The organism is Pseudomonas sp. GW821-FHT07G06, from assembly GCF_058986625.1.
The window spans coordinates 152,349-166,068 of the sequence record NZ_JBYSVW010000002.1 but is presented as its reverse complement, the minus strand read 5'-3'; the positions used below and the strand labels follow the sequence as shown (position 1 = coordinate 166,068).

9 protein-coding genes are annotated in these 13,720 nt (G+C 60.9%); all 9 read left to right on the top strand.

Going from position 1 to position 13,720, the window contains the following annotated elements; translation table 11 throughout:
• Positions 1–242 precede the first annotated feature (242 nt).
• The 9 genes from rpsF to AC3WJW_RS04265 all read left to right on the top strand — a co-directional run bounded on the left by rpsF (position 243) and on the right by AC3WJW_RS04265 (position 13,552).
• On the top strand, positions 243–665 hold the full coding sequence (gene rpsF, locus AC3WJW_RS04305; protein ID WP_007982042.1) for a 30S ribosomal protein S6: 423 nt from the start codon (positions 243–245) through the stop codon (positions 663–665).
• A gap of 28 nt (positions 666–693) precedes the next feature.
• Positions 694–924 carry a 30S ribosomal protein S18 gene (gene rpsR / locus AC3WJW_RS04300; protein ID WP_002551829.1) on the top strand — a complete coding sequence of 77 codons (231 nt, stop codon included), beginning with the start codon at positions 694–696 and terminating at the stop codon, positions 922–924.
• 36 nt (positions 925–960) lie between these two features.
• The gene (locus AC3WJW_RS04295; protein ID WP_493725238.1) at positions 961–1,854 is read left to right on the top strand and encodes a hypothetical protein; all 894 of its coding nucleotides are present in this window, start codon (positions 961–963) and stop codon (positions 1,852–1,854) included.
• Positions 1,855–1,873: 19 nt separating this feature from the next.
• On the top strand, positions 1,874–2,320 hold the full coding sequence (gene rplI, locus AC3WJW_RS04290; RefSeq protein WP_007973276.1) for a 50S ribosomal protein L9: 447 nt from the start codon (positions 1,874–1,876) through the stop codon (positions 2,318–2,320).
• Positions 2,321–2,454: 134 nt separating this feature from the next.
• Positions 2,455–3,852: a replicative DNA helicase gene (gene dnaB, locus AC3WJW_RS04285; protein WP_095964704.1), complete on the top strand. Its 1,398-nt coding sequence runs from the start codon at positions 2,455–2,457 to the stop codon at positions 3,850–3,852.
• A 286-nt stretch (positions 3,853–4,138) separates the two neighbouring features.
• Positions 4,139–6,442, top strand: coding sequence for a YgiQ family radical SAM protein (locus tag AC3WJW_RS04280; RefSeq protein WP_102698664.1), 2,304 nt, complete (start codon positions 4,139–4,141; stop codon positions 6,440–6,442).
• 372 nt (positions 6,443–6,814) lie between these two features.
• Positions 6,815–10,087, top strand: coding sequence for a transglutaminase family protein (locus AC3WJW_RS04275; RefSeq protein WP_493725237.1), 3,273 nt, complete (start codon positions 6,815–6,817; stop codon positions 10,085–10,087).
• An 88-nt stretch (positions 10,088–10,175) separates the two neighbouring features.
• Positions 10,176–12,662 carry a circularly permuted type 2 ATP-grasp protein gene (locus tag AC3WJW_RS04270; RefSeq protein ID WP_493725236.1) on the top strand — a complete coding sequence of 829 codons (2,487 nt, stop codon included), beginning with the start codon at positions 10,176–10,178 and terminating at the stop codon, positions 12,660–12,662.
• Positions 12,662–13,552: a transglutaminase family protein gene (locus AC3WJW_RS04265; RefSeq protein ID WP_493725235.1), complete on the top strand. Its 891-nt coding sequence runs from the start codon at positions 12,662–12,664 to the stop codon at positions 13,550–13,552. The genes AC3WJW_RS04270 and AC3WJW_RS04265 overlap by 1 nt, the downstream gene beginning before the upstream one ends.
• Positions 13,553–13,720 lie beyond the last annotated feature (168 nt).

The following is a 13,720-nucleotide window of genomic DNA, read 5'->3' as shown; positions in this document are numbered from 1 at the left end:
TTTGACTTTGTTTTTTCAAGATCAAAAGATCGCAGCCTGCGGCAGCTCCTACAGGTTTTCGGTGTCGGTGGTTGTTCAAATAATCACCAATTACCTTGCGCCTCTCTCGCCCCTTCTCTACAATTGCGCCCCTTGCTGTGATGGCAGGCACCAACGTGTCTAGCGTCCGCAAGTCCATAAGTGTCATTCACTCCTTGTCTGACCGCTTTTGAGCGGCAGGCTACAACCCGTAAGGAGCATTCATGCGTCATTACGAAATCATCTTTTTGGTCCACCCGGATCAAAGCGAGCAAGTCGGCGGCATGGTTGAGCGTTACACCAAGCTGATCGAAGAAGACGGCGGCAAAATCCACCGTCTGGAAGATTGGGGCCGTCGTCAACTGGCCTACGCAATCAACAATGTTCATAAGGCTCACTACGTGATGCTGAACGTTGAGTGCACTGGCAAGGCCCTGGCCGAGCTGGAAGACAACTTCCGCTACAACGATGCAGTGATCCGTAACCTGGTCATCCGTCGCGACGAAGCCGTTACCGGCCAGTCCGAGATGCTCAAGGCTGAAGAAAACCGCAGTGAGCGCCGTGAGCGTCGCGACCGTCCTGAGCACGAAGGCGCTGAAAGCGTTGACAGTGATGACAGCGACAACAGCGATAACGCTGACGAGTAATCCACGGACCTTTTAAGGAGCCTATCAAATGGCACGTTTCTTCCGTCGTCGTAAATTCTGCCGCTTCACCGCTGAAGACGTGAAAGAGATCGATTACAAAGATCTCAACACTCTGAAAGCCTACGTATCCGAGACCGGCAAAATTGTTCCAAGCCGCATCACCGGTACCAAAGCTCGTTATCAGCGTCAGCTGGCCACCGCTATCAAGCGCGCCCGCTTCCTGGCCCTGCTGGCCTACACCGACAGCCACGGCCGCTGAGACCGGGCAGTCGACACGTAGCAAAGGATTGAATGCATGCGGGCCATAGCTGAGTTCATCATGCGCGGCCGTATGCAGGCCACTCTGGTAGTGGCTGGATGCGCGGCATTGCCGTTGTTGTATTGGTTGGGTGCTGCCGCCGGATGCCTTGTGCTCCTGCGGCGCGGATTGAGGGACGCCCTGGGCGTTCTTGCTCTGGGACTGCTGCCGGCATTGGCCTGGTGGCTGTACTCCGACGACCCACGGGCACTTCTGGTGCTGCTGGGGTCTGCGAGCCTTGCGTTGGTTTTGCGCGCAAGCGAGTCCTGGAACCGCGTGCTGCTGGTCAGCATAGCGATGGGAGTGGTGTTTTCAGTGGTGTTGGGGACAGCTTTTGCTCCCCAGATCGAGATGCTGGCGCAGGCTTTGATCAAAGTCATGCCGTCGCTACTCGGCGATGTCTACCAGAAGTTGTCGGTAGACGAACAAGCGCGTTTCGCGTCCCTGATTGCACCGGTCCTGACCGGCCTGATTGCGGCATTGTTGCAAATCGTCAGCTTGCTGAGCCTGCTTGTCGGGCGCTACTGGCAGGCGTTGTTGTACAACCCGGGCGGTTTTGGTCGCGAGTTTCGCGCCATCCGCTTCCCGCTGTTGCTGGCGATGTTGCTGCTGGCGTGCATGCTTCTGGGGCCGAATCTCGGTTCACAGATGGCCATGTTGACGCCGTTGTGCAGCGTACCGCTGGTGTTCGCCGGGCTGGCCCTGATTCACGGGCTGGTGGCGCAGAAGCGACTGGCCAGGTTCTGGCTGGTGGGGTTGTACGTGACGCTGTTGCTGTTCATGCAACTGATCTATCCGTTGCTGGTGGTCCTGGCCATCGTCGACAGCCTGATTGATTTTCGCGGTCGTTCGGCACCGAAAGATGCCGATAACGCGAACGGTGAAGGTTAAAAGTTAAGAGGATTTTCACATGCAACTGATCCTTCTGGAAAAAGTCACCAACCTGGGCAACCTGGGTGACAAAGTGAACGTTAAGGCTGGTTACGGTCGTAACTACCTGCTGCCTTACGGCAAAGCTACCGCTGCGACCCCAGCCAACCTGGCTGCGTTCGAAGAGCGTCGCGCTGAGCTGGAAAAAGCTGCAGCAGATCGCAAAGCATCGGCTGAAAGCCGCGCTGCCCAACTGGCCGAGCTGGAAGTGACCATCACTGCCACCGCTGGCGACGAAGGCAAGCTGTTCGGTTCGATCGGTACTCACGACATCGCTGACGCACTGACCGCCTCCGGCGTTGAAGTGCAGAAGAGCGAAGTTCGTCTGCCGAACGGCACCATCCGCAACGTAGGCGAATTCGACGTAGCCGTGCACCTGCACGCCGAAGTTGAAGCCACCGTACGCGTTGTCGTGGTAGCAGCTTAAGCAGCACTTGTCGGCTGGCACCCTCGGGTGCTTGCCGGTAACATCGGGCACGATCCTGTTTACAGGTCGTGCCCTTTGTCTTTCTGGCATCCCAGTTTTTACATTCCTGCTTTCCAAAAAAAAACCAAGTGGCCATGAACGAAATCTTAGCTCCCGAGCAATACGACCTGCAAACCGCCGCGCTGAAGGTGCCGCCGCATTCCATCGAAGCCGAACAGGCTGTACTCGGTGGTCTGATGCTGGACAACAACGCCTGGGAGCGCGTGCTCGATCAAGTCTCCGACGGCGATTTCTATCGACATGACCACCGCCTGATTTTCCGTGCGATCGCCAAGCTGGCCGACCAGAACATGCCGATCGACGTCGTGACCCTGTCCGAGCAACTGGACAAGGAAGGTCAGACCTCGCAGGTCGGCGGCCTCGGTTACCTCGGCGAACTGGCGAAAAACACCCCGTCCGTCGCCAACATCAAAGCCTATGCGCAGATCGTTCGCGAACGGGCGACATTGCGTCAATTGATCGGCATCAGCACCGAAATCGCCGATAGCGCTTTCAATCCGGAAGGCCGTACCGCCGCCGAGATTCTCGACGAAGCTGAGCGCCAGATCTTTCAGATTGCCGAGGCCCGGCCAAAAACCGGTGGCCCGGTGGGCGTCAACGACCTGTTGACCAAGGCCATCGACCGCATCGACACCCTGTTCAACACCGACAACGCCATCACCGGCCTGTCCACCGGCTATACCGACCTCGACGAGAAAACCAGCGGCCTGCAACCGGCCGACCTGATCATCGTCGCCGGCCGTCCGTCCATGGGTAAAACCACCTTTGCGATGAACCTGGTGGAAAACGCCGTGTTGCGCAGCGAGAAGGCCGTCCTGGTGTACTCCCTCGAGATGCCAGGCGAATCGCTGATCATGCGTATGCTGTCTTCCCTCGGCCGCATCGACCAGACCAAGGTGCGTTCCGGTCAGTTGGAAGACGACGACTGGCCGCGCCTGACGTCGGCGGTCAACCTGCTCAACGACCGCAAGCTGTTCATCGACGATACCGCGGGCATCAGCCCGTCGGAAATGCGCGCCCGGACCCGCCGTCTGGTGCGTGAACACGGCGATGTCGGCCTGATCATGATCGACTACCTGCAGCTGATGCAGATCCCGGGTTCCAGCGGTGACAACCGGACCAACGAGATTTCCGAGATCTCCCGGTCCCTGAAAGCCCTGGCCAAGGAATTCAACTGCCCGGTGGTGGCGCTCTCGCAGCTCAACCGTTCCCTGGAACAACGGCCGAACAAGCGTCCGGTGAACTCCGACTTGCGGGAATCCGGAGCGATCGAGCAGGACGCCGATGTGATCATGTTCGTGTATCGCGACGAGGTGTATCACCCGGAAACCGAGCACAAGGGCATCGCCGAAATCATCATCGGCAAGCAGCGGAACGGCCCGATCGGCTTTATCCGCCTGGCCTTTATCGGTAAGTACACGCGATTCGAAAACCTCGCGCCGGGCAGCTACAACTTCGACGACGACGAATAACTGTTGACGCAGGGCCCCTGTGGCGAGGGAGCTTGCTCCCGTTCGGCTGCGAAGCAGTCGTAAAACCAGCCAACTCGGTTCATCTGGAGAATGGGGAGGCTCAGGATTTGGGGTTGCTTCGCAACCCAACGGGGGCAAGCCCCCTCGCCACAAGGGTTTGTGTTGCTCAAGGGGTTACGCTAGAGCAGCTCCCACCAATTTCCGACCACAGCCGTCGGAATTGGTCAAAATTTGTGCTATATTCCGCGCCCGCGAAATTCAATGAAAGCCAACACCGGTTATCGACATGCAAGCAGCCAAGCCGTTATTTGACTATCCCAAGTACTGGGCCGAATGTTTCGGGCCAGCGCCGTTCCTGCCCATGAGCAGGGAGGAGATGGATCAGCTCGGCTGGGATTCCTGCGACATCATCATCGTCACCGGTGATGCCTATGTCGATCACCCGTCGTTCGGCATGGCGATCATCGGCCGGCTGCTGGAGTCCCAGGGCTTCCGCGTCGGGATCATTGCCCAGCCGAACTGGCAGTCCAAAGACGACTTCATGAAGCTCGGCGAGCCGAACCTGTTCTTCGGTGTCGCGGCCGGCAACATGGACTCGATGATCAACCGCTACACCGCGGACAAGAAAATCCGCTCCGACGATGCCTACACGCCGGGTGGCCTGGCGGGCAAGCGTCCGGACCGCGCCAGCCTGGTCTACAGCCAGCGCTGCAAGGAAGCCTACAAGCACGTGCCGATCGTGCTCGGCGGCATCGAAGCGTCGCTGCGGCGCATCGCCCACTACGACTACTGGCAGGACCGCGTGCGCAACTCGATCCTGATCGACGCCAGCGCCGACATCCTGCTCTACGGCAACGCCGAACGCGCGATCGTTGAAGTCGCCCAGCGCCTGTCCTACGGTCACAAGATCGAAGACATCACCGACGTGCGCGGGACCGCGTTCATCCGTCGTGACACGCCGCAAGGCTGGTACGAAGTCGATTCCACGCGCATCGACCGTCCGGGCAAGATCGACAAGATCATCAACCCGTACGTGAACACCCAGGACACCCAGGCCTGCGCCATCGAGCAGGAAAAAGGTCCGGTTGAAGATCCGCAGGAAGCCAAGGTCGTACAGATCCTCGCCAGCCCGCGCATGACCCGCGACAAGACCGTGATCCGTCTGCCGTCGGTGGAAAAGGTCCGCAACGACGCGGTGCTCTACGCCCACGCCAACCGTGTGTTGCACCTGGAAACCAACCCGGGCAACGCCCGCGCGCTGGTGCAGAAGCACGGCGAAGTCGATGTCTGGTTCAACCCGCCACCGATTCCGATGACCACCGAAGAAATGGACTACGTGTTCGGCATGCCTTATGCGCGCATTCCGCACCCGGCGTACGGCAAGGAGAAAATCCCGGCCTACGACATGATCCGTTTCTCGGTGAACATCATGCGTGGCTGCTTCGGCGGCTGCACCTTCTGCTCGATCACCGAGCACGAAGGGCGGATCATCCAGAACCGTTCCCACGAGTCGATCATTCGTGAAATCGAAGAAATTCGCGACAAGGTGCCCGGTTTTACCGGTGTAATCTCCGACCTCGGTGGCCCGACCGCGAACATGTACCGCATCGCTTGCAAGAGCCCGGAAATCGAATCCGCGTGCCGCAAGCCATCCTGCGTGTTCCCTGGCATCTGCCCGAACCTGAACACCGACCACTCGGCGCTGATCCAGCTGTACCGCAGTGCTCGTGAATTGCCGGGTGTGAAGAAGATCCTGATCGCTTCCGGCCTGCGTTATGACCTCGCGGTCGAGTCGCCGGAATACGTTAAAGAGCTGGTGACCCACCATGTCGGTGGTTACCTGAAGATCGCCCCGGAACACACCGAGGAAGGTCCGCTCAACCAGATGATGAAACCGGGCATCGGCAGCTATGACAAGTTCAAGCGCATGTTCGAGAAGTACTCCAAGGAAGCGGGCAAGGAGCAGTACCTGATTCCGTACTTCATCGCCGCCCACCCGGGCACCACCGATGAAGACATGATGAACCTGGCCCTGTGGCTCAAGGGCAACGGTTTCCGTGCCGACCAGGTGCAGGCGTTCTACCCGTCGCCGATGGCCACCGCCACCGCGATGTACCACTCGGGCAAGAACCCGCTGCGCAAGGTCACCTACAAGAGTGACGCTGTGACCATCGTCAAGAGCGAGGAGCAGCGTCGTCTGCACAAGGCGTTCTTGCGTTATCACGACCCGAAAGGCTGGCCAATGCTGCGTGAAGCACTGACCCGCATGGGTCGCGCCGACCTGATCGGGCCGGGCAAGAACCAGTTGATTCCTTTGCACCAGCCGTCGACCGACAGCTACCAGAGCGCCCGTCGCAAGAACTCGACACCGGCCGGTAGCCATAAGGTGGCCAAGGAAAAGACCACCAAGATCCTCACCCAGCACACCGGTCTGCCACCGCGTGCCAGCGATGGCGGCAACCCGTGGGACAAGCGCGAACAGGCCAAGGCGGCGGCGTTCGCTCGCAACCAGCAGGCGGCCAAGGAGCGCAAGGATGCGGCCAAGGGCAAGGGGCCGAAGCCGGCTCGCAAGCCCGTCGTACCGCGCTAAGCCTCGCCTGCGCTGAACAGAACGCCAACCTTCGGGTTGGCGTTTTGCATTCCGGGAAGAGTAAAAGCTGTATCAAAGCCCGAGAGTGGTTTATGGCAACTGGCCTCTTCGCGAGCAGGCTCGCTCCCACAATGAAATGCATTCCTCCTGTGGGAGCGAGCCTGCTCGCGAAGAGGGCGGCACATTCACCAAAGAGCTTCCCAGGCAAAACCCCACTCGCCACATTTACGTGCAACATAATCAATCCATTTTCCTGCCTCGCCCGATTTTGGTGCTGTACTGCCTCCAGTAATTGAAGAAAGCGCCAGCAATGCGGGATGGCATAAGTCTTGCGCGCTTTCCAATACGCTCAAGGCTCGCAGGAGGCACGCCGTGTCGATTCATGTCGCATTGCACCATGTCACGCATTACCGCTATGACCGCGCTGTCGAGCTGGGTCCGCAGATTGTTCGCCTGCGTCCTGCCGCTCACAGCCGTACGCGGATTCTGTCTTATGCGCTGAAAGTCTCGCCCGAGCAGCACTTCATCAACTGGCAGCAGGACCCTCAGGGCAATTACCTGGCGCGGCTGGTGTTCCCGGAGAAAACCGAAGAACTGCGGATCGAGGTCGATCTGCTGGCGGAGATGGCGATCTTCAATCCGTTCGACTTCTTCCTTGAACCCTACGCGGAAAAAATCCCCTTCGCGTATGCCGCAGATGAGCGCAAGGAACTGGCGCCGTACCTGGAAACGTTGCCCCTGACGCCGAAATTCAAGGCCTATCTGGACGGCATCGACCGCACACCATTGCCTGCCGTGGACTTCCTCGTCGCCCTCAACCAGCGCCTGAGCGAAGACATCGACTACCTGATTCGCATGGAACCGGGTGTGCAGACGCCGGAACACACCCTCGAACAGGCCTCCGGTTCCTGCCGCGACTCGGCATGGTTGTTGGTGCAACTGCTGCGCAACCTCGGGCTGGCGGCGCGTTTTGTCTCCGGCTACCTGATTCAACTGACCGCCGACGTGAAAAGTCTCGACGGTCCGTCGGGCACCGAAGTGGATTTCACTGACCTGCACGCCTGGTGCGAGGTGTACTTGCCCGGTGCCGGCTGGATCGGCCTGGACGCAACCTCCGGGTTGTTTGCCGGTGAAGGACATATTCCGTTGGCCTGTAGTCCCGATCCTTCTTCTGCGGCGCCGATCAGTGGTCTGGTGGAACCGTGCGCATGCGAATTCAGCCACGAAATGTCCGTGGAGCGGATTTGGGAAGCGCCGCGGGTCACCAAGCCTTACACCGACGACCAGTGGCTGGCGATTCAAGCCCTGGGCCGACAGATCGATGCCGACTTGCTGGAAGGCGATGTGCGCCTGACCATGGGTGGCGAGCCGACCTTTGTGTCAATCGATGACCCGGACGGCGCCGAGTGGAATACCGCGGCACTGGGGCCGGATAAACGGCGGTTGTCCGCCGAACTGTTCCAGCGCATGCGTAAACACTACGCGCCCAATGGGCTGGTGCATTTCGGGCAAGGCAAGTGGTACCCCGGCGAGCAACTGCCGCGCTGGTCGCTCAATTGCTATTGGCGCCGCGACGGCGTGCCGATCTGGCACAACAGCGCGCTGATTGCCGACGAACAACAAGACTACGGCGCCGATGGCGCGCTGGCCGGACGTTTTCTGGCGAGTGTCGCCGAACGCCTGAAAATTCCGACACGCTTCGTTTTTCCAGCCTACGAAGACAATTTCTATTACCTCTGGCGCGAAGGGATGCTGCCGCAAAATGTCAGCGCCGAAGATTCCCGACTGGAGGAACCGCTGGAGCGGGCGCGTCTGCGCAAAGTGTTCAACCAGGGGTTGGACAAGGTGATTGGCCAGGTCCTTCCGCTGGCGCGCACCGCCAAAGGCGATCAGTGGCAGAGCGGCCGCTGGTATCTGCGCGACGAGCACTGCCGACTGGTGCCGGGGGACTCGCCGCTGGGCTATCGCTTGCCGCTGGGGTCGCAACCCTGGGTGAAAGCGGCGGAATATCCATTCATTCATGCGCAAGACCCGAATCAGGCGTTCCCGCCGCTGCCTGACACCGGCCAGCTACAGAGCCAGGGCGCAGCCGTCACAGAAGAGCGCGCACCCAAAATCGACGAGTCCGCCGACTGGCTGACCCGTACGGCCTTCTGTGCCGAGGCGCGGGAAGGCCGGTTGTACCTGTTCATGCCGCCGCTGGAACGGGTCGAGGATTACCTCGAACTGGTCGCGGCCATCGAAGCCACCGCTGAAGAACTGATGTGCCCGGTATTGCTGGAGGGTTATGAGCCGCCGAGCGATCCACGCCTGAGCAACTTCCGCATCACCCCGGACCCGGGGGTGATCGAGGTCAACGTGCAGCCGTCCGCGACCTGGGATGAATTGGTCGAGCGCACCGAGTTCCTCTATGAAGAAGCGCGCCAGACCCGCCTGACCACCGAGAAATTCATGATTGACGGCCGGCACACCGGTACGGGTGGCGGTAACCATTTCGTGCTGGGCGGTGCGACCCCGGGGGACTCGCCGTTTCTGCGTCGCCCGGATCTGCTGCGCAGCCTGATCAGCTACTGGCACAACCATCCATCGCTGTCCTACCTGTTTTCCGGTCTGTTCATCGGCCCGACGTCCCAGGCGCCCCGCGTCGACGAAGCGCGTAACGATGCCTTGTACGAACTGGAAATCGCCTTCGCGCAGATGCCTGAAGCGGGTGAGGAGTGTCCGCCATGGTTGGTGGATCGACTGCTGCGCAACCTGCTGATCGATGTCACCGGCAACACCCATCGCGCCGAGTTCTGCATCGACAAGCTCTATTCGCCGGACGGTGCTACCGGCCGCCTCGGATTGCTGGAGCTGCGTGCGTTCGAGATGCCACCCCATGCCCGCATGAGCCTGGCGCAACAATTGTTGCTGCGGGCGCTGGTTGCGCGGTTCTGGCGCGAGCCCTATGCACCGCCAAAACTGGCGCGCTGGGGCACGGAGCTGCACGATCGCTTCCTGTTGCCGCACTTTATCGAGCAGGATTTTGCCGATGTCATCGTTGACCTCAACGCCGCCGGTTATCCGGTGCGTGCCGAATGGTTCGCCGCGCATCTGGAGTTTCGTTTTCCCAAGGTGGGCGATTACGCCGTCAGTGGTATTGCCCTGGAACTGCGCCAGGCGCTCGAGCCCTGGCACGTGCTGGGTGAAGAGGGCGCCATGGGCGGCACGGTGCGTTACGTGGATTCGTCGCTGGAGCGTTTGCAGGTCAAGCTCAGCGGCTTGCCGCCCCAGCGTTACCTGTTGACCTGCAATGGCGTCCCGGTGCCATTACAGCCCACGGGGCGGGTCGGCGAGTTCGTCGCGGGTGTGCGTTTTCGTGCCTGGCAACCGGCCAACTGCCTGCAGCCGACCATCCCGGTCCACGCGCCGCTGGTATTTGACCTGCTCGATACCTGGATGCAGCGTTCGCTGGGCGGCTGCCAGTACCACGTTGCCCATCCGGGCGGGCGCAATTACGACAGCTTGCCGGTCAATGCCAACGAGGCCGAGAGCCGGCGGATGGCGCGCTTCTTCCGCATCGGGCACACGCCGGGGAAACTGCCTGTACCCCCTCTGGACATTAACGATGAGCTACCGATGACACTCGATTTGCGACGTTTCTAAACCGTCCGCGACGCTCGGATTTTTCGTATATCCGGGCGTCACGAGCCTGCGCTAGTCTGACCGATCATTGCTGTCTGCCGAGCTTTCCATGCCTGACCTGCTAGACCGCTACCCGCTGACGGCGGGCACCTATCACGAACTGCTCGACGACAGTGGCGCCGTGCGCCCGCACTGGCGCCGGCTGTTCGAGCAGTTGCAACGCAGCACGTCGGCACAACTGGTGCAGCGTCAGGCTCTGCTGACCCGACAAATCCAGGAAAACGGCGTCACCTACAACGTCTATGCCGACCCCAAGGGCGCTGACCGGCCGTGGGAGCTGGACCTGCTGCCCCACATCATTGCGGCTGATGAGTGGCAACAGTTGTCGGCCGGCATCGCGCAGCGGGCGCGTTTGCTCAATGCCGTACTGGCTGACCTTTACGGTCCGCAACGGCTGATTGCCGAAGGTCTGCTGCCCGCCGAACTGGTGTTCGGTCACAACAATTTCCTTTGGCCCTGTCAGGGCATCAGCCCGCCTGACGGAGCTTTTCTGCACCTGTATGCCGTGGATCTGGCGCGCACACCCGATGGCCGCTGGTGGGTGACGGCGGATCGTACCCAGGCGCCTTCGGGGGCCGGGTATGCGCTGGAAAACCGCACGATTGTGTCCCGGGCCTTTCCCGAGCTGTACCGTGATTTGAAGGTGCAACACCTGGCCGGATTCTTCCGCACCTTGCAGGAAACGTTGGCTCGTCAGGCCCCGAGTGACGAGGACGCACCTTTGGTGGTGGTGCTGACACCAGGGCGTTTCAACGAAAGTTACTTCGAACATCTGTACCTGGCGCGTCAGCTTGGTTATCCGCTGGTGGAGGGCGGCGACCTGACGGTGCGCGATGCCACGGTCTACCTGAAGACCCTGAGTGGACTGCGCCGGGTGCACGCGATCATGCGTCGGCTCGACGATGACTTCTGCGACCCCCTGGAACTGCGCACTGATTCGGCCCTCGGTGTGCCGGGCCTGCTGGAGGCGGTGCGGCAGGGGCGGGTGCTGGTGGCCAACGCGCTCGGCAGTGGTGTGCTGGAATCGCCGGGCTTGTTGGGTTTCCTGCCGAAGATCAATCAGTTCCTGTTCAGCGAAGAGCTGATCCTGCCGTCCATCGCCACCTGGTGGTGCGGTGAAGCGCCGGTATTGGCCCAAGCCCTGGAAAAGTTGCCGGAGCTGCTGATCAAGCCGGCGTTTCCGTCCCAGAGCTTTGCACCGGTATTTGGCCGCGACTTGAGTGAAAAGCAGCGCCAGGAGCTCGCGGAGCGCATGCAGGCACGGCCATATGCTTATGTGGCGCAAGAACTTGCGCAATTGTCCCAGGCGCCGATCTGGCAAGCCGAAGACGGTCAACTGCAACCCCGGGCCATCGGCATGCGCGTGTATGCGGTGGCCAGCCGCGAGGGATATCGGGTGTTGCCCGGTGGCCTGACCCGGGTCGCCGCGCAAGCCGATGCCGAAGTGGTGTCGATGCAGCGCGGCGGCGCCAGCAAGGACACCTGGGTGCTGGGCGATCGAGCGCCCAGCGGCGAACAATGGAAAGCCCAGCGCAACATCGGCGTGCATGACCTGGTGCGGCGCGATCCGTATCTGCCATCGCGGGTGGTGGAAAACCTGTTCTGGTTTGGTCGTTACTGTGAACGTTGCGACGACAGTGCCCGTTTGCTGCGCATCGTGCTCGCGCGCTATGTCGACGGCGACGACCCGCAAGCCTTGCAGGCCGCAGTCGATCTTGGCGAGCGGCTGATGCTGCTGCCCGATGAGGGTGAATTGCCTGAACGCCTGTTGGCGGCGCTGCTCGGCGACGACTGGCCGTTCAGCCTGCGCTCCAACCTGCAACGCTTGCAGTGGGCCGCTTCGCAGGTGCGCGGCAAGCTCTCGCGGGAGAACTGGCAGGCGCTGGTGGAGTTGCAGCGTGAAGCCATGGAGCTGGAAACCGAAGAACCGGATTTCGGCGAGTTGCTGGATTTCCTCAACCGTCTGGTGATGTCCCTGGCGGCGCTGTCCGGCTTTGCCCTGGACGACATGACCCGGGACGAAGGCTGGCGTTTTCTGATGATTGGCCGGCGGGTAGAGCGCCTGCAATTTCTCAGCGGCAGCCTGGCGGCGTTCCTGCGGGGCGCCGGGGCCTTCGATCAGGCCGGGCTGGAATGGTTGCTGGAACTGGGCAACAGCAGCATCACCTACCGCTCGCGCTATCTGGCGGTCGCGCAGCTGATCCCGGTGCTCGACCTGTTGTTGCTCGACGAGCAGAACCCTCACGCCGTGTTGTTCCAGTTGAAACTGGTGACGCGCACTCTCAAGCGTCTCAACGACGACTTTGGCGTACCGCGTGAAACAGTACTGCCGCAATTGGTCGAGCGTCTGGCGCGATTCGATCTGGGTTGCCTGGAAAACCCGCTGTTCGGCGACGCCAGTGTTCGCGCCGCCATCGAAGGGCTGGCCGCACTGTTGCAAGAGATCGCCGACGCCAGCGGGCAAGTCTCCGATCGCCTGGCGCTGCGGCATTTCGCTCATGTCGACGATGTCAGCCAGCGCACGGTGTCCGTGTGATGAGCGCTCGCTACCAGATTTTCCACGACACCCATTATCACTACGACAGCCCAGTGTCCCTGGCCCAGCAGCTGGCGCATTTGTGGCCACGGCCTTGTGCCTGGCAGCGCTGCACAGACCGGCAATTGCAAATCAGCCCACAGCCGACCTCGCGTCGCGATGATCTGGATGTATTCGGCAATCCGCTGACCCGGCTGGCATTCGAGCGTCCCCACGATGAGTTGCTGGTCAACGCCAGTCTCACCATCGAAGTGTTGCCCCGACCTGTGCCGGATTTCAGCCGGTCTCCGGCGTGGGAACACACACGAAGCGTGCTGACCTACAGCAGCCAACCGTTGTCGCCAGAGTTGCTCGAAGCCTGTCGATACCGGTTTGAATCACCGTATGTGCATTTGAAGAAAAACTTCGTCGAGTTCTCGCAAAGCTGTTTTCCACCCGGTCGACCGTTGTTGCTCGGCGTGCAGGCGCTGATGGAGAAAATCTTCAGCGAATTCACCTTCGATGCTGAAGCTACCCAGGTGGCGACGCCGCTGGTGGAAGTGCTGGAGCGCCGACGCGGGGTCTGTCAGGACTTTGCTCACCTGATGCTCGCTTGCGTGCGTTCCCGTGGATTGGCCGCGCGCTACATCAGCGGCTACCTGCTGACCCAGCCTCCACCGGGCCAGCCACGGCTGATCGGTGCCGATGCGTCCCACGCCTGGGTATCGGTGTTTTGCCCGGTGTCGGGGTGGGTGGATTTCGATCCGACCAACAATGTGCAGCCGGCCCTGGAGCACATCACCCTGGCCTGGGGCCGGGACTTTTCCGATGTGTCGCCGTTGCGGGGGGTAATCCTGGGAGGAGGGAACCACGACCCGGAAGTTCGGGTAACCGTGATGCCACTGGAGTAATGAGGATCTATGTGGGAGCGAGCCTGCTCGCGAAAGGGGTCTGTCAGCCACAAAAATGTTGAATGTGAGGTCGCATTCGCGAGCAGGCTCGCTCCCACAGGGGATTGCGGTGTTCTGGAATCATACGATTGGTCTGTGAGGATCGGCAGCGAAGCTGCCAATCCTGGA